Here is a 16,197-nt window from a genome sequence, read left to right as displayed (position 1 = left end):
GCTCCCACATTTGATTTGTGAACGACGCAGATCAAGTGTGGGAGCGAGCTTGCTCGCGATGAGGCCTGTCCTGTCGATGAAGGGTTAAGCCTGAGCCAACTCCGCATGCTCATCCGCATCCAGCAGCTCTTTATCGGTCTGCTGCATGATCTGGCTGGTGATCGCACCGGCCGTTATCGAACCACTCACGTTCAACGCCGTACGCCCCATGTCGATCAGCGGCTCAACCGAAATCAGCAACGCCACCAGTGACACCGGCAAGCCCATCGCCGGCAACACGATCAACGCGGCAAACGTCGCGCCACCGCCCACGCCGGCCACACCGGCCGAACTCAGCGTCACAATCGCCACCAGCGTCGCGATCCACAGCGGGTCCAGCGGGTTGATGCCCACAGTCGGCGCAACCATCATCGCCAACATCGCCGGGTACAGACCGGCACAACCGTTCTGGCCAATGGTCGCGCCGAACGACGCGGCGAAACTGGCGATGGACTGTGGAATACCCAAACGGCTGGTCTGGGCTTCGATGCTCAGTGGAATGGTCGCGGCACTGGAGCGGCTGGTGAAAGCAAACGTCAGCACCGGCCAGATTTTGCGGAAGAAACGCAGCGGATTGATCCCTGCCGCCGACACCAGCAGGCCATGGACCACAAACATCAGGCCCAGCCCGATGTAGGAAACCACCACGAAACTGCCGAGTTTGATGATGTCCTGCGGGTTGGAGCCGGCGACCACTTTGGTCATCAGCGCCAGTACGCCGTACGGGGTCAGCTTCATCACCAGACGCACCAGACGCATCACCCAGGCTTGCAGGGTGTCGATGGCGTTGATCACTTTTTGACCTTTCTCGACATCGTCCTTGAGCAGTTGCAACGCCGCGACCCCCAAGAAAGCAGCGAAGATCACCACGCTGATGATCGAGGTCGGCTTGGCGCGAGCGAGGTCGGCGAACGGGTTTTGCGGAATGAACGACAGCAACAGCTGCGGCACATTCAGGTCGGCAACCTTGCCCGCGTAGTCGGTCTGGATGGTTTGCAGACGGGCCATTTCCTGAGTGCCGGCCACCAGGCCTTCGGCGGTCAGACCGAAGAGGTTGGTCAGGCCTATGCCAATCAGCGCCGCGATGGCGGTGGTGAACAACAGCGTGCCGATGGTCAGGAAGCTGATCTTGCCCAGCGACGAAGCGTTATGCAGACGGGCCACGGCGCTGAGGATCGAGGCGAACACCAGCGGGATCACGATCATTTGCAGCAACTGCACGTAACCATTACCCACCAGATCGAACCAGCCGATCGAGGCTTTCAGTACCGGGTTGCCGGCACCGTAAACGGTGTGCAGGGCCACACCGAACACCACGCCCAGCACCAGTGCGAGCAGGACTTTTTTAGCTAAGCTCCACGTCGTGTGACGGGTTTGCGCTAAGCCGAAGAGCAGGGCGAGGAATACCAGCAGATTGAGGATCAGCGGCAGATTCATTGGAACTCCAAAATAGACTTGTGCCAGCTACCTTCCGGGGCAGCCGCGAACCGGCAAGCCTAACAGCTTGATATCTAATGAATTAATATCAAAAACATCTTGAAACTGTCGTTTTTGGAATAAGCGCGTGTCGCTGACAGAGATGCAGCTGGCGCAATAGGGACGCAAGCGGTCGCGGGCAGATGAGGGCTGTCACACTTATTTGTTAGCGTCGATGTCTTTAATTCAGGGAGAAATGCCGATGAAACTCGCACCGAAATTTCTGGCTGCCGCACTCTGCTTGGGCCTCGCCGGCCAAGCCTTCGCTACGGATTTGAAGCATTGGCCAGCCGATCAGGCCAAGGCACTGGACGCAATGATCGCCGCCAATGCCAACAAAGGTAACTACGCGGTGTTCGACATGGACAACACCAGTTACCGCTACGATCTCGAAGAGTCGTTGTTGCCGTTCATGGAAAACAAGGGCCTGATCACCCGCGAGAAGCTCGACCCCTCCCTGAAACTGATGCCGTTCAAAGACACTGCCGACCACAAGGAAAGCCTGTTCAGTTACTACTATCGCCTCTGCGAAGTCGACGACATGGTCTGCTATCCATGGGTCGCCCAAGTGTTTTCCGGCTTCACCCTCCAGGAACTCAAAGGCTACGTCGATGAGTTGATGGCTTCCGGTAAACCGGTGCCAGCGAATTATTACGAAGGCGACGTGGTCAAGAACCTCGACGTCAACCCGCCGAAAATCTTCACCGGCCAGAAAGAGCTCTACAACAAGCTGATGGAGAACGGCATCGAGGTCTACGTGATGACCGCCGCCTCCGAAGAACTGGTGCGGATGGTCGCGGCCGATCCGAAGTACGGCTACAACGTCAAACCGCAGAACGTAATTGGCGTGACCACGCTGCTCAAGGACCGCAAGACCGGCGAGCTGACCACGGCGCGCAAGCAGATCACCGCGGGCAAGTATGACGAGAAGGCCAACCTCGGCCTCGAACTGACCCCGTACCTGTGGACTCCGGCGACCTGGATGGCCGGCAAGCACGCGGCGATCCTGACCTACATTGATGAGTGGAAAAAACCAGTACTGGTGGGCGGCGATACCCCAACCAGCGACGGTTACATGCTGTTCCACGATGTCGACGTGGCCAAGGGCGGCATCCACTTGTGGGTCAACCGCAAAGACAAATACATGACCCAGATTAACGGCATGATGGCCAAGCACGCCGCAGCTCAGGCCAAGGAAGGGTTACAGGTTACGGCGGACAAGAACTGGGTGATCGTGAAGCCTGAAGAGATTCAGTAACTGCCACGATAAACGCACCCGCACAGTGTGTGGGTGCGACCGGCCCCGCAAATGCGGGGCTTTTTTTTGTTCGGAATAACGACGCGCAGTGGCTGTCTGCTGCCTATATTCATTGGTTAGTCATTGGGTGATACGGCGCTGGGAAGTTGGCTCGGGCAACGATCGAAGGAACGGAGGCATGCGACGATTACATCGGGTCTTTATCGCGTGGATGATCGCCGCGCTGAGCGGATACGGCTGGCTTTGCACGAGTGCGGCGGCTGAGTTGATGCCGCGAAATGATCAAGTCATTTCACCAGACGTGCTTCAAGGGGCCTCGACCCTGAACTTGAGTAAGCTGGTGGGCAAACTAAAGGCCTCGCGCACCACGTCGGTCAGTATTGTGCAACTGGGCGACTCTCACACGGCTGCCGATTTGTTCACAGGTGAAATGCGCCGACTGTTCCAGAAACAATACGGCGCCGGCGGCATTGGCTTCCTCGCGGCGATGCCTGTACCAGGCACTCGTTACGATCAGGTTGTTCTGTCGATGGTAGATGGGCAATGGCGTCTGGTTTCCAGTCGCAATCAGTACAGCGGCGAGTTTCCATTGGGGGGCTATCTGTCGCTGCCCATGAACCCGGGCGCAGGGGTGCATATCGAATCACGAGCATCGAATGACGGCATGTATCGAATATCGGCGCTCTACCGTGCGCTCTTCAATAGTCGCCTGACCGCCAGTGCTGGAGGGGGCTCTGCCAGTGTCGAGCTGTTGCCAACATCTGGACAGTGGCGTTTCAGCCCGGCTATCCAACCCGTAAGCTTGCCGATGGATCTGGCGATAACCTCGAATCAGACCGTAGAACTGGGAGGCTGGAACATCGAGTCTTTGACAGAGACTGGAGTGACGTACTCTGCCTTGGGTGTTAATGGTGCGATGTTGAAGATTCTCGATAGGTGGCAAGACGGCTGGCAAAGCACCCTGCAAGCCTTGCGCCCTGACTTGCTGGTACTCGCGTATGGGGGTAATGAAGCATTTGACGACGATCTGGACCTGACACTTTATGAGGCTGACCTGAGCGAAAAGCTTGTCCTGTTGCGACGCACCTTGCCTGATGTCGTGATCTTGCTGGTCGGGCCAGCAGACTCGATAAAACAACGGTCCGCTGAGTCATGCGCCGGGCGCCAACCGGCAAAACTGGCTCAGATCATTCAAATTCAAAGGCAAGCAGCGCTGAAGGCCGCAGCTTTGTTCTGGGACTGGCAAGCTTACATGGGTGGCGCCTGTTCAATCGAGGGCTGGCAGGCAGCGCATTTGGCTCAAAATGATCTGATTCACCTGAATGGTGAAGGTTATAAAAAAAGCGCCGGCGAACTTTACGATTACCTGCAAGCCCGGTTGGTGGGGCCGTAAAGCGAGATCTCATCATCGGCCCATAAAAAAGCCCCGCACTTGGCGGGGCATTTTTATAGCGGTGATCGACGCTTACAACCCGTCGAGCATTGCCTTGTTACGCACGGCACCCTTGTCGGCGCTGGTCGCCAGCAGGGCATAGGCTTTCAGTGCAGTGGTCACTTTACGTGGACGTTTTTCCACTGGCTTCCAGCCTTTCTGATCCTGCTCGGCACGACGACCGGCCATTTCTTCGTCGCTGATCAACAGGTTGATCGAGCGGTTCGGAATGTCGATCAGCACTTTGTCGCCATCCTGCACCAGACCAATCGCGCCACCCGCCGCCGCTTCTGGCGAAGCGTGGCCGATGGACAGGCCCGAAGTGCCGCCGGAGAAACGGCCATCGGTGAGCAGGGCGCAAGCTTTGCCCAGGCCTTTGGATTTCAGGTACGACGTCGGGTACAGCATTTCCTGCATGCCCGGGCCGCCTTTCGGGCCTTCGTAACGGATGATCACGATGTCGCCGGCCTTCACTTCGTCAGCGAGGATGCCGCGTACGGCGCTGTCCTGGCTTTCGAAGATTTTCGCGTTGCCTTCGAACACGTGGATCGACTCGTCGACGCCGGCGGTTTTCACCACGCAGCCGTCCAGTGCGATGTTGCCGTAGAGAACGGCCAGGCCGCCTTCTTTCGAATAAGCGTGTTCGACGCTGCGGATGCAGCCGTTTTCGCGGTCGTCGTCCAGGGTTTCCCAACGGGTCGACTGGCTGAACGCGGTTTGCGTCGGAATGCCCGCAGGACCGGCCTTGAAGAAGTGATGGACCGCTTCGTCGCTGGTCTGGGTGATGTCCCACTTGGCGATGCCTTCGGCCAGGGTTTTGCTGTGCACGGTCGGCAGGTCGGTGTGCAGCAGACCGCCACGGGCCAGCGAGCCGAGGATGCTGAAGATCCCGCCGGCGCGGTGCACGTCTTCCATGTGGTACTTCTGGATGTTCGGCGCGACTTTGCACAGTTGCGGCACGTGGCGGGAGAGGCGGTCGATGTCCTTCAGGTCGAAGTCGATCTCGGCTTCCTGGGCTGCGGCCAGCAAGTGCAGGATGGTGTTAGTGGAACCGCCCATGGCGATGTCCAGCGTCATGGCGTTTTCGAACGCCTTGAAGTTGGCGATGTTGCGCGGCAATACCGACTCATCGTTGTCGCCGTAGTAACGCTTGCACAGCTCGACGATGGTGCGGCCGGCCTGCAGGAACAGCTGTTCGCGGTCGCTGTGGGTCGCGAGGGTCGAACCGTTGCCCGGCAATGCCAGACCGAGGGCTTCGACCAGGCAGTTCATCGAGTTTGCGGTGAACATGCCGGAGCACGAGCCGCACGTAGGGCAGGCACTGCGCTCGTACTCAGCGACTTTCTCGTCAGAAGCGCTGGAGTCGGCGGCGATCACCATGGCGTCGACGAGGTCGAGGCCGTGGCTGGCCAGTTTGGTCTTGCCGGCTTCCATCGGGCCGCCGGAAACGAAGATCACCGGGATGTTCAGGCGCAGGGCGGCCATCAACATGCCTGGGGTGATCTTGTCGCAGTTGGAGATGCAGACGATCGCATCGGCGCAGTGGGCGTTGACCATGTATTCGACGGAGTCGGCAATGATCTCGCGGCTCGGCAGCGAATAGAGCATGCCGTCGTGACCCATGGCGATGCCATCATCCACGGCAATGGTGTTGAATTCTTTCGCTACACCGCCGGCGCGTTCGATTTCGCGGGCGACCAGTTGGCCCAGGTCCTTGAGGTGGACGTGGCCCGGTACGAACTGGGTGAAGGAGTTGGAAATGGCGATGATCGGCTTTTTGAAGTCGTCATCTTTCATCCCCGTGGCGCGCCACAGTGCGCGGGCGCCGGCCATGTTGCGGCCATGGGTGGATGTTTTCGAGCGGTAATCAGGCATGAAGCACTCCGGGCGGCTAATCAGGTATCAAAAGGGAAGTGAGCTTCTATTGACGTCTGGAACACTCAGAAATGGCCGTGTGTCCGGAAGTTGCCGATAACTTTGCGGGATCGCCGCGCGCTTCAGCTTGAGCTCATAAACCCGCCGGGGGATGACTGGCGATGAATGTCGCGATTCTACACGGCTGGCGTCAGGAGGGAATGCCGGAAGAGGGTGATCCAGCGCCGACGGGGCGTGTGGGATGACGACCGGCAGGTATCACCCGCTATTCAGCGAGAGCTGCCGACGTGTGATCAGTGCATTGAAGGAAACGCCGACGGTGCTCAAGGCGAGGAAACTCAGTGCGAGAGTCGTTTGCAGATGGGCTCCACTCAGATTGATCAGGGCGCTGATCAGCCCGCCAGAGATGAAGACCAGCGTGTTCCCGGCCGACGCCGATGTACCGGCATTGTCCGGGAAAACTTCCATGGCTTTGGAGGTGGCGACAGGGCGGGTGATGGTCGTGCCAGCGGTGCAGATGATCATCGGGATCAGCACGGTCAGGGCTGAAAGCCCCAGCAGGTTTGAGAGCAAGAGCATCACCAGTCCAGAAATGAAGATCAGGCCCAGGCCGACGACTATCTGGGTATCGGCCGTGACCCGCCCGACGAGGACTCGAGCGGCAATGCCGCCGATGATGTAGGCGACGCCATACAGCAGCAGCGTCAGGGAAAACTCGTAGGCCGAAAGCTGTAGCTGCTCCATGAAGATCAGGGGCGAGATGACAATGAAGGAAAAGTGGCAGGTGAAGGCGATTGCGGCGATCAGCCAATAGCCGAGGAACCCCGCATCGCGACAGACGCGCCGGTAGGACTGAAGAATGCTTCGGCGCGGGGTTGTGGCGGTGTGCCGGTTTTCAAGAAAGAAGCAGGCCTTAAGGAACACGGCGGCGGCGAGGGCAATAAAGACAATGAAGCTTGCGGGCCAGTCCAGCGCCTGTTGCAACAGGGTGCCAGCCAATGGCGAGACGGAAATGAAGATCCCGCTGGCGGTGACCATCAGAATCCGCAGTTGATCCCGCTCCTTGCCGTCGAACAGGTCCTGGACCAGCGCCTGCGAGAGCACGAAGCAACCGCAGCCAATGGCCTGCACCACCCGGAACATCAGGAACCAGGCGTAGTCGGTGGACAGCACGCAACCAGTCGCACCGATCATCGAGACCGCCATTCCCGCCAGCAGCAGACTTTTGCGCCCGATGACATCCGAGAGCGGCCCGACCAGTAGTTGGGAAAGTGCGATCCCGATGGCAAACAGGCTGATGGAAAACGCGATGTCGCCTGGCGTGGTCTGGAAGTGTTCAGCCAGCGCCGGGAACGAAGGCAGCAGAACATCGAGAGGGAAGACCCCAAGCATCACCATGGTCATTAATAGGGTGATCGCAGAGCGGCGGTGTTTGACACTGACCGCAGATTTTCCTTCATCCATCGACAAGTCCTGCCTGAGCGAAGAGCTGCTGGTTAAAAGGCAGGTCGAAAAACCCCGCCTTTTCCATTGCCTGTAGCGTCGCGCCTGCACCTGATCGGGCGCGCTGAAGGCAGGCTTGCGGGCCGGTCAGCGCACTGAGGATTTCTGCGAAGCAATTCTCCCTGAGGCCCACGCTGTTCAGGCTTTCCTTCAGCCATCGCTCATCGACCTCAAAGAACATCAGGATGATGTCCACCAGCAACTTCGCGGCGAACGTGCGTTGGCTGCTGTTCAGGGTCAGCCACAGATAATGGAACACTTCGCAAAAATAACGACTGTGTCGGGCCTCGTCGGTGAGGTGGTCCCTGAGCATTTCCTGGACGCTGGACACCAGCTCGTTGCGACAAACCTCGAGCAGTTCCCTGGCGATGATGGTCTCGGACACGAAACCGACGAGAAACCAGGCCAGCGCCTTATGCCTCTCTGGGCTGTGGTCAATCAGCGCGTTCAGCCGGGTAATTCGGCGCGGCATCACCGGGCGTTGGGTCATGCCGTATAGGTCGGCTATCTGCTCGGCGAGGCTATTGGAGAACAGGGCGTGATAACCCTCATCGGTGTACAGCTGGAGGGCGGCCGTTTTCATCCGTCGGGGGATGGACGCGCCGAGCTCATCGTGGACGATGGTTTCCACGGAGCGGTTGACGATTCGATGTTCGAGCCGGGTGGTGTAGTCGAGGAAATACACCAGATGGTTGGCTGATAATCGATGGGTGATCGCGCTGCCGGCTGCTTCGATGACCGGGTGACTCAGGTAGGGCAGGAAGGCGGGCGGGAACCAGTGTCGTGTTTCCAGTTGCCGTTCCAGATCTGATGGCAATGGATAGGTGTGCTCGCTGGTTCGTACCGAGGCCCGGGCATTCCAGTCACCGAGGGTGAAGCGCTGTGCCCAGGCGTCGGGCAGTGACAGGTCGTCTGTGCGGGGCTCGGTCATTGCTGTGAGCCTCGGTTGCGCAGCAGCGCTTTCAATTCCTTGCACATCACTTGTCCGTCACTCTGGCCGCAGCCCACAAAAAACAACGGTTGTTCGGCGCTGTCCTCGATCCCCAGCAACGTTTCGACCTGATCGTCCGCCAACGCACCGGTCAGCCAGGTGCTTAACCCAAGTGCGGTGGCCACCAGTTGAAAGGTCTGGGAAATATGACCTGCCTCGACGTAAGCCATTCGGTAGGCCCGCGAGTGTTCATATTTCCACCACAGTTTGTCGAAGCGAGCGGTGATGAACAGGCCGACTGGCAGGTTGTTGATGAAATGCTGCCCACACAACAACTGGCCCAAGGGCGAGTCAGGCAGCGGATTGACGAAGCTCAACGCATGTTCGTCGGGGTGGTAGGCGTAGAGCCCGGGATTCAGGCCGCTGACGTTCTGAACATGAAGAAAACCTTCGCAGGCATTCAGCCCGCCACCGGATGGACTGCTGCGCCGGGCGCCAAGACCTTCAGCGACGGTTTCGTCGATGTCGTTTTCGCGCTCACGCAGATCGCCAAGGGACAAATACAAAAGAGTGCCCACATCGTCGAGAGAAACCCCTTCACCCGTGAAGGAGCGACAGGTCTTTCGGTCGATCAAGGTCTTTGCAAGAGCGCTTTGCGGCAGACAGGAAGGTTGAGGCAGGGCTATCCGTTCGCTTGTCGGGCGTTCTGTGAGTCTGACCTCCGGGGCAGGAGTGGCCAGTACTTCGGTGCAATGGTCCAGATAGTGTCTCGACCATTCATTAATATCTTGGGGGACATGTTCACAAGGAATGTTCTTGGTGCCTATATGAAATATCTTCGATAATTCATCCCAACCCCATTCAAGGGGGACTTGTAATGAAGATGTGAGTATTCCCGCGTTCAGGAGTTGCGTGTCGATTATGTTGTTGTCATCAAACTTTTCAGGCTTGTCAATCAGGTGTGCGAGACGGGTTGAATATTCAAGATTCAATTCGAACTGTTTGTGGTTCTTGTAATCCCAGACTATTTGGTCGGGCGTGCGAGGAAGTATGAAGATATAAGGGTTTATCTGCATGATTGGCGACTCACTCTGGTCTTTGCCATAGAAAACGCTGGGTAGCCGGCACTCCCCAGCGTTTCATTTACTTAGCGGGCTTTTGGCGCAACCAGAAAAGACAGGTTGGCGATTTTGTTGGATTCCAGAGTAATTGCTTTCATGTTTTTAACTCCTTGTAATTGATTGTGAGTGTCACTCCTTTGTGACGACTTAATCATAGTTTGTAATGAACTCTTATCAAGGGGAGATTGGGTAGGAATGTTCCAGTAATTTTGTCGGATTGATCTTATGGATGGATTAATCTTGTAAGTTATGTCCGCTTAAATAAAAGACAAAGCGAAACGTCCTACAAGTCATTAAGACCGCTGGAGTAGGAAGTTGAAGAATTCAATAACAGATAGCAGAACGGGGAGCCGGCTGGCTCCCCGTCAAACCGGCGAAATCAGCTGTTTGGCAGCAGACGGCAGGTGATGCTCTTGATGTATCGGGTTTCGGCGATGGCCGGGTGAACCGGGTGATCCGGGCCCTGACCGCCACGCTCCAGCATCTGGATGTTGCGGTCCAGGTGACGGGCGCTGGTCAGCAGGATGTTCTGCAGATCGTCCTCGGGCAGGTGCATCGAGCACGAAGCGCTGACCAGGATGCCGTCCTTGCTGAGCAGGCGCATGGCTTGCTCGTTCAGGCGACGATAGGCACCTTCACCGTTCTTCATGTCTTTTTTGCGTTTGATGAACGCCGGAGGATCGGCAACGATCACGTCGAAACGCTCTTCGCTGGCTTTCAGCTCTTTCAGGGCTTCGAACACGTCACCTTCAATGCAGGTCATCTTGTCGGCGAAACCGTTCAGCGCGGCGTTGCGCTCGACGCCGTCGAGGGCGAAGGCCGATGCGTCGACGCAGAACACTTCACTGGCGCCGAACGCAGCCGCTTGCACGCCCCAGCCACCGATGTAGCTGTACAGGTCCAGCACGCGTTTGCCTTTGGCATAAGGGGCCAGGCGCGCGCGGTTCATGCGGTGGTCATAGAACCAACCGGTTTTCTGCCCCTGGATGACGGGTGCTTCGAATTTCACGCCGTTTTCTTCCAGGGCAACCCACTCCGGCACCAGGCCGAACACGGTTTCGACGTAGCGGTTGAGGCCTTCGGCATCACGGGCAGCGGAGTCGTTCTTGAATAGAATGCCGCTAGGCTTGATCACTTGGGTCAGCGCTGCGATCACGTCTTCTTTATGGGCTTCCATGGTTGCCGAAGCAATCTGTACCACCAGGATGTCGCCGAAACGGTCGACTACCAGACCTGGCAGCAGGTCGGAGTCGCCGTAGACCAGGCGATAGAACGGCTTGTCGAACAGGCGATCGCGCAGGGACAGGGCGACGTTCAGGCGATGCACCAGCAGCGACTTGTCCAGCGGCAACTTGATGTCGCGCGACAAGAGGCGGGCGCAGATCAGGTTGTTCGGGCTCATGGCAACGATGCCCAGCGGCTTGCCGCTGGCCGCTTCGAGGATCGCCTGGTCGCCGGCCTTGAAACCGTGCAAAGGAGTAGCGGCTACATCGATTTCGTTGCTATAGACCCACAAATGGCCGTTTCGCAGGCGACGGTCGGCGTTGGCTTTGAGGCGCAGGCTAGGCAGGGACATGACGTCGCTCCGGAAAAAAGAGCGGGAGTATAGCGTGTTGCGCACGGCCACGGTTTGGCGGATGGACATGCGGTGAGGAAGGCCCGGGCATTTGATGAAACTTCAGGTGATGGACCGGCCGAGGTGTCGGATCCAACTTTATAAGGGTTAGAATCGCCGCCTGTCCCAGAGTGTGTACTTATGTCCCCAGAGCTGACTTCCGAACAGATTCAACAGTCCCTGCAAGGCATCAGCGTGCCGGCCCAGCCGCAGATCATGGTGGATTTGCAGATGGAACAGTACATGCCCGATCCGGATCTGGAGGTGATCGCGAAGCTGATCTCCCAGGACCCGGGCCTCTCTGGTGCCTTGTTGAAAATCGTCAACTCGTCGTATTACGGCTTGAGCAACAAAATCGCCTCGATTCAGCGTGCGGTGAATCTGCTGGGCAGCCGCTCGATCATCAACCTGATCAACGCGCAGTCGATCAAAGGCGAGATGAACGACGACACCATCGTTTCCTTGAATCGATTCTGGGATACCGCTCAGGACGTGGCGATGACCTGCCTGACCCTGGCAAAGCGCATCGGCACCCAGGCCGGCGATGAAGCCTACGCCCTGGGCCTGTTCCACGATTGCGGCGTGCCGCTGATGCTCCAGCGCTTCCCTAATTACATGACCGTTCTGGAAGAGGCATACGCCAGTGCCAGCGCCGAATGTCGGGTGGTGGACACTGAGAATCGGGTGTTCAATACCAATCATGCGGTGGTGGGTTATTACACCGCCAAATCCTGGCGCCTGCCCGAGCATGTGACCGCCGCCATCGCCAATCACCACAATGCGTTGGCGATCTTCAGCGATGAGTCGTCGCGCAACAGCCAGCTGAAAAACCTGCTGGCGATCCTGAAAATGGCCGAGCACATTTGTGCGTCCTTCCGGGTGCTGGGCAACCAGCGTGATGACCACGAGTGGAACAGCATCGCACCGCTGGTTCTTGATTATGTCGGCCTCTCGGACTACGACTTCGAGAGCCTCAAACAAACGATTCGTGACCTTGGCGCTCACCGCTGAGCGTTGCACAGCCTGATTCGAGAGCACCATGCCGGAACTGCCTGAAGTCGAAACCACTCGCCGCGGAATTGCGCCACACCTGGAAGGCCAGCGCGTCAGCCGGGTGATCGTGCGTGAGCGGCGCTTGCGCTGGCCGATTCCCGAAGACCTGGATGTGCGGCTGTCTGGCCAGCGCATCGTGCTGGTGGAGCGACGCGCGAAGTACCTGCTGATCAATGCCGAAGTCGGCACGCTGATCAGCCATTTGGGGATGTCGGGAAATCTGCGTCTGGTGGAAATCGGCACGCCGGTGGCCAAGCATGAACATGTGGACATCGAACTGGAATCCGGCCTGGCCTTGCGTTACACCGACCCGCGACGATTTGGCGCGATGCTCTGGAGCCTCGATCCGCTCAACCACGAGTTGTTGATTCGCCTGGGGCCGGAGCCGTTGACCGACCTGTTCGACGGGGAACGCTTGTTCCAGCAGTCCCGCGGGCGATCCATGGCGGTCAAACCGTTCATCATGGACAACGCGGTGGTGGTCGGCGTGGGCAATATCTACGCCACCGAAGCGTTGTTCGCCGCTGGTATCGACCCGCGTCGCGAGGCCAAAAGCATCTCTCGGGCGCGTTATCTGAAACTGGCGATCGAGATCAAGCGCATCCTCGCTGCCGCTATCGAGCGCGGCGGCACCACACTGCGAGACTTTATCGGCGGTGACGGTCAGCCGGGTTATTTCCAGCAGGAACTGTTCGTGTACGGCCGTGGCGGTGCGCCCTGCAAGGTCTGCGGCACGGAGCTGCGGGAGGTGAAGCTCGGGCAGCGCTCCAGCGTCTTTTGCCCGCGCTGTCAGAGCTGAAACGCCCAGGGTCTATAGTCAGTGTTCTGACTGCCTAGCCCAAGGACCGTGCCATGAACCTGTTTCGAACCGTTGTCGCCGTTTTGCTGCTGAGCGTCGGTGCGCCAGCGCTGGCAGCAAACACGGGCAGCGGCGACCCGCGTTACACCATCCAGAATCCCCCGGCGTACGCCATGATCGGCGATTTGCTGATTGCCCGACCTTTGCTGGTCGTGGCGACGGTGATTGGTGCCGGAGCGTTTGTGGTGTCGTTGCCGTTTACCGCATTGGGCGGCGGCGTCGGCGATGCGGGGCAGGCGTTGGTGGTCGACCCGGCGAAAGCGGCGTTCGTGCGGTGTCTGGGGTGTATTGGGGAGGGGTTTGAGCAGCGGGAGTGAAGTCAGTTACTTCTTTGGTGTGGCTGATGGCCTCATCGCGAGCAAGCTCGCTCCCACAGGTTTTATGCGGACCTTGTGGGAGCGAGCTTGCTCGCGATGGCGTCTTCAAAGTCGCCGAATGACTCAAGCCTTACCGGTAATGATCCGGTACTTCTCCATCAACTGCTCTTCAGTCTCCGGATGCGCCTCGTCCAGCGGAATGCAATCCACCGGGCACACTTGCTGGCACTGAGGTTCGTCGTAGTGGCCGACGCACTGGGTGCACAGGTTCGGGTCGATCACGTAGATCTCTTCGCCCTGGGAGATGGCGGCGTTCGGACACTCGGGTTCGCAGACGTCGCAGTTGATGCAATCGTCGGTGATGATCAGGGACATGCTAACTCCAGCCAGGGCGGAGGGCCCGGGCGCAATAAACCAATGCGCGCAATTGTGCCGCATTGGCGCCCGTAGTGCACGCGGGCGCGATCAAGGGAAAAGATCGTCCGAACGCGGCCCGAACCTTCGGCAGCTCCTACTTTTTAAAGCGCTCGTTCAGGGCGTCCGCCACCACAGGGTGGACAAACTTGGTGATATCGCCGCCCAGGGCCGCGATTTCACGCACCAGCGTCGAGGAAATGTACGAATAACGCTCGGACGGGGTAAGAAACAGACTTTCCACATCCGGCGCCAGTTGGCGGTTCATGTTGGCCAGCTGGAATTCGTATTCGAAGTCCGACACCGCACGCAAACCACGCAGGAATACGTTGGCGTTCTTCTCTTTGGCGAAGTGAGCCAGCAGCGTCGAGAAGCCGACGACTTCAACGTTGGGTAGATGTTTAGTGACCTCGCGGGCCAGCGCCACACGCTGTTCCAGGGGAAACAACGGGTTTTTCTTCGGGCTGGCGGCGACGGCGATGATCACGTGATCGAACAGGCGCGCGGCGCGTTCGACCAGATCGCCATGGCCCTTGGTAATAGGGTCGAAGGTACCTGGGTACAACACTCGGTTCATCGCGTCGTCCTGGCGGGAGTCCGTTGGGGAGTCGGATGGTATCGCAGCCTTCCCGGTCGGCCAAGTCGCCTTTTGGGTAAGAAAGCACTATAGACGATTGGAATATTCTCCATTTTCATGGGTTTTTCAAACGTTCGGCCAAAGAAGTTGCCAGCTGCGCCGTCAGCCCGTAGACCGACAATTGCGGGTTTGCGCCGATGCTGGTGGGGAACAGCGAGCCGTCATGAATCGACAGATTGCCTAACTGATGATGCCGGCCGAGGCTGTCGGTCACCGCATTTTTCGGGTCTTCACCCATGGCACAACCGCCCATCACATGGGCGCTGCCCAGGCGTGTGCGATACAGCTCAAGGTTCAGGCCGGCGATCAGCGTGCGCGCTTCGGCGAGGGTTTTCACGTAGCGAGCGTCGGTGTGCATTGGCATTACCGCATGGGCACCGCCCGCAAACTGGATCTCGGCCATGCTGTGGAACGCCCGACGTAATCCATCCCAGGCATAGGGTGAAACCTGATAGTCGAGCACCGGCGTGCCGTCACCGCGCAACTCGACGCTGCCGCCGGGGCTGTCCGGGTGAAAACCGTCCCTCAGCAACGCCAACATGGCGTGGGTGTGGGGCAGGTTTTCCATGTGTTGGGCGTTTTCCTTGCCGAAGCCGCCGAGCAGGGTCGCGGCCAGTGCCGGGTGCAGCGGCGGCACTTCGAGTTTGTAAGACATTTTTCCGGTGGTGCCGTCTTGCCATTGGAAATGGTCGGAATAGATCGACTGCGGCGCGCCATAAAACGGATTGATGACCTCGTCGAACAGCCCGGCGGACATGTTCACCAAGTGTAGAAAAGTCCGTTTACCCAGCCGTTTGTGCGGATCGGGCGCCTCGGAGCGCAAGAGCAGCGCCGGGCTGTTGATCCCGCCACCGGCCAGCACGTAATGCCGCGCCTTGACCGTGATCGTGTGTCCGTTAGGTGCGACGCAGCGGTCGTCCATCGCGACGCAGTGCAAGCCTGTGACCTTGTCGCCGCTGATCAAGAGCTTTTCGGCGCGAGCCAGATAGAGCAACTCGCCCCCTTTTTCCAAAGTCGCCGGGATGGTCGTGACCAGCATTGATTGCTTGGCGTTGGTCGGGCAGCCCATGCCGCAGTAGCCAAGGTTCCAGCAGCCACGCACGTTGCGCGGGATCACATGCCAGGCGTAGCCGAGTTTTTCGCAGCCCTTGCGGATCACGTCGTTGTTGGCGTTGGGCGGGATCATCCAGGGGGCGACGCCCAGGCGTTGTTCCATTTTCTCGAACCACGGCGCCATCTCGGCCGGCGTATGGCCTTTGACGTCGTGTTCCTTGGCCCAGTGGTCGAGGGTCGGGTCCGGTGTGCGAAAACTTGAGGTCCAATTGATCAGCGTGGTGCCGCCCACCGCCCGGCCCTGAAGGATGGTGATTGCGCCGTCCTTGCTCATGCGGCCAATACCTTCCTGATAGAGGCTGGTGTAGGCCTGGTCTTCGAGCATCTTGAAGTCGCTGCTGGTCTTTAGTGGGCCTTCTTCGATCAGCAATACTTTGTAGCCCGCGGCGCTGAGGATTTCGGCGGTGGTGCCGCCGCCCGCGCCGCTGCCGATAATCGCCACGTCCGCTTCGAGGGTCAGGTCCTGGGTCAGTTTTGAACCGTTGTAGGTTTTCCAGCCACGGGCCAGGCCTTCGCGGAACGGATCAGGTACGGGCATCTTCAGGTTCTCTTTT

Annotated in this window: 14 protein-coding genes; 5 read left to right on the top strand and 9 right to left on the bottom strand. The window is 58.7% G+C overall.

All coding sequences use genetic code 11. From position 1 onward, the window contains the following. Positions 1-84: 84 nt before the first annotated feature. Entirely contained in the window at positions 85-1,476 is a 1,392-nt protein-coding gene (locus MO767_RS23700) for an L-cystine transporter (protein WP_282482486.1), read from the bottom strand. Positions 1,477-1,717: 241 nt separating this feature from the next. Here MO767_RS23700 and MO767_RS23695 point away from each other — a divergent pair, with 241 nt between their 5' ends. Both MO767_RS23695 and MO767_RS23690 read left to right on the top strand, forming a co-directional pair. Then, a complete protein-coding gene (locus MO767_RS23695) occupies positions 1,718-2,773 on the top strand; it encodes a haloacid dehalogenase-like hydrolase (RefSeq protein ID WP_282482485.1) in 1,056 nt (351 codons plus the stop codon). Positions 2,774-2,951: 178 nt separating this feature from the next. Further along, positions 2,952-4,166 (top strand): SGNH/GDSL hydrolase family protein, encoded by a 1,215-nt coding sequence (locus tag MO767_RS23690; protein ID WP_282482484.1) that lies wholly within the window; start codon positions 2,952-2,954, stop codon positions 4,164-4,166. A 72-nt stretch (positions 4,167-4,238) separates the two neighbouring features. Here the strand turns inward: MO767_RS23690 and ilvD are convergent, their stop codons facing one another. The 5 genes from ilvD to MO767_RS23665 form a co-directional block, all read right to left on the bottom strand. Continuing rightward, entirely contained in the window at positions 4,239-6,080 is a 1,842-nt protein-coding gene (gene ilvD, locus MO767_RS23685) for a dihydroxy-acid dehydratase (RefSeq protein WP_282482483.1), read from the bottom strand. A gap of 258 nt (positions 6,081-6,338) precedes the next feature. Further along, positions 6,339-7,544, bottom strand: a complete 1,206-nt coding sequence (locus tag MO767_RS23680) for a multidrug effflux MFS transporter (RefSeq protein ID WP_282482482.1) — start codon at positions 7,542-7,544, stop codon at positions 6,339-6,341. Further along, positions 7,537-8,514, bottom strand: coding sequence for a diiron oxygenase (locus MO767_RS23675; RefSeq protein WP_282482481.1), 978 nt, complete (start codon positions 8,512-8,514; stop codon positions 7,537-7,539). Before MO767_RS23675 ends, MO767_RS23680 begins: the two co-directional genes overlap by 8 nt. Next, a complete protein-coding gene (locus MO767_RS23670) occupies positions 8,511-9,590 on the bottom strand; it encodes a SagB family peptide dehydrogenase (RefSeq protein ID WP_282482480.1) in 1,080 nt (359 codons plus the stop codon). The genes MO767_RS23675 and MO767_RS23670 overlap by 4 nt, the downstream gene beginning before the upstream one ends. A 424-nt stretch (positions 9,591-10,014) precedes the next feature. Continuing rightward, positions 10,015-11,211, bottom strand: coding sequence for a class I SAM-dependent rRNA methyltransferase (locus tag MO767_RS23665; protein ID WP_033060516.1), 1,197 nt, complete (start codon positions 11,209-11,211; stop codon positions 10,015-10,017). A gap of 234 nt (positions 11,212-11,445) precedes the next feature. Between MO767_RS23665 and MO767_RS23660 the strand changes: the two genes are divergently transcribed. From MO767_RS23660 to MO767_RS23650, 3 genes are read left to right on the top strand one after another with little or no spacing between them, the layout of a single operon-like run. After that, the gene (locus MO767_RS23660; RefSeq protein WP_282482517.1) at positions 11,446-12,261 is read left to right on the top strand and encodes an HDOD domain-containing protein; all 816 of its coding nucleotides are present in this window, start codon (positions 11,446-11,448) and stop codon (positions 12,259-12,261) included. Positions 12,262-12,289: 28 nt separating this feature from the next. Next, entirely contained in the window at positions 12,290-13,102 is an 813-nt protein-coding gene (gene mutM / locus MO767_RS23655; protein ID WP_282482479.1) for a bifunctional DNA-formamidopyrimidine glycosylase/DNA-(apurinic or apyrimidinic site) lyase, read from the top strand. A gap of 53 nt (positions 13,103-13,155) precedes the next feature. After that, positions 13,156-13,479, top strand: coding sequence for a multidrug transporter (locus MO767_RS23650; RefSeq protein ID WP_282482478.1), 324 nt, complete (start codon positions 13,156-13,158; stop codon positions 13,477-13,479). A gap of 123 nt (positions 13,480-13,602) precedes the next feature. Here MO767_RS23650 and MO767_RS23645 read toward each other — a convergent pair whose 3' ends face one another. The 3 genes from MO767_RS23645 to MO767_RS23635 form a co-directional block, all read right to left on the bottom strand. After that, positions 13,603-13,854, bottom strand: a complete 252-nt coding sequence (locus MO767_RS23645) for a YfhL family 4Fe-4S dicluster ferredoxin (protein ID WP_038358877.1) — start codon at positions 13,852-13,854, stop codon at positions 13,603-13,605. A 136-nt stretch (positions 13,855-13,990) separates the two neighbouring features. Beyond that, positions 13,991-14,470: a pantetheine-phosphate adenylyltransferase gene (gene coaD / locus MO767_RS23640; RefSeq protein WP_123368514.1), complete on the bottom strand. Its 480-nt coding sequence runs from the start codon at positions 14,468-14,470 to the stop codon at positions 13,991-13,993. A gap of 115 nt (positions 14,471-14,585) precedes the next feature. Further along, complete coding sequence (locus MO767_RS23635) at positions 14,586-16,181, bottom strand: GMC family oxidoreductase (protein ID WP_282482477.1); 1,596 nt, start codon at positions 16,179-16,181, stop codon at positions 14,586-14,588. Positions 16,182-16,197 lie beyond the last annotated feature (16 nt).

The sequence above is a fragment of the Pseudomonas sp. UYIF39 genome, assembly GCF_029963765.1.
Taxonomy (GTDB): Bacteria; Pseudomonadota; Gammaproteobacteria; order Pseudomonadales; family Pseudomonadaceae; genus Aquipseudomonas.
Note: the sequence above shows the minus strand (reverse complement) of the source record. Positions and strands in the feature narration are given on the sequence as shown.

Excerpts from the sequence above, each read along its gene's own strand:
- MO767_RS23695 (WP_282482485.1), top strand. The coding sequence starts at position 1,718 with ATGAAACTCGCACCGAAATTTCTGGCTGCCGCACTCTGCTTGGGCCTC.
- MO767_RS23635 (WP_282482477.1), bottom strand. The coding sequence starts at position 16,181 with ATGCCCGTACCTGATCCGTTCCGCGAAGGCCTGGCCCGTGGCTGGAAA.
- MO767_RS23675 (WP_282482481.1), bottom strand. The coding sequence starts at position 8,514 with ATGACCGAGCCCCGCACAGACGACCTGTCACTGCCCGACGCCTGGGCA.
- MO767_RS23680 (WP_282482482.1), bottom strand. The coding sequence starts at position 7,544 with ATGGATGAAGGAAAATCTGCGGTCAGTGTCAAACACCGCCGCTCTGCG.
- ilvD (WP_282482483.1), bottom strand. The coding sequence starts at position 6,080 with ATGCCTGATTACCGCTCGAAAACATCCACCCATGGCCGCAACATGGCC.
- MO767_RS23650 (WP_282482478.1), top strand. The coding sequence starts at position 13,156 with ATGAACCTGTTTCGAACCGTTGTCGCCGTTTTGCTGCTGAGCGTCGGT.
- MO767_RS23645 (WP_038358877.1), bottom strand. The coding sequence starts at position 13,854 with ATGTCCCTGATCATCACCGACGATTGCATCAACTGCGACGTCTGCGAA.
- MO767_RS23690 (WP_282482484.1), top strand. The coding sequence starts at position 2,952 with ATGCGACGATTACATCGGGTCTTTATCGCGTGGATGATCGCCGCGCTG.
- coaD (WP_123368514.1), bottom strand. The coding sequence starts at position 14,470 with ATGAACCGAGTGTTGTACCCAGGTACCTTCGACCCTATTACCAAGGGC.
- mutM (WP_282482479.1), top strand. The coding sequence starts at position 12,290 with ATGCCGGAACTGCCTGAAGTCGAAACCACTCGCCGCGGAATTGCGCCA.
- MO767_RS23670 (WP_282482480.1), bottom strand. The coding sequence starts at position 9,590 with ATGCAGATAAACCCTTATATCTTCATACTTCCTCGCACGCCCGACCAA.
- MO767_RS23700 (WP_282482486.1), bottom strand. The coding sequence starts at position 1,476 with ATGAATCTGCCGCTGATCCTCAATCTGCTGGTATTCCTCGCCCTGCTC.
- MO767_RS23665 (WP_033060516.1), bottom strand. The coding sequence starts at position 11,211 with ATGTCCCTGCCTAGCCTGCGCCTCAAAGCCAACGCCGACCGTCGCCTG.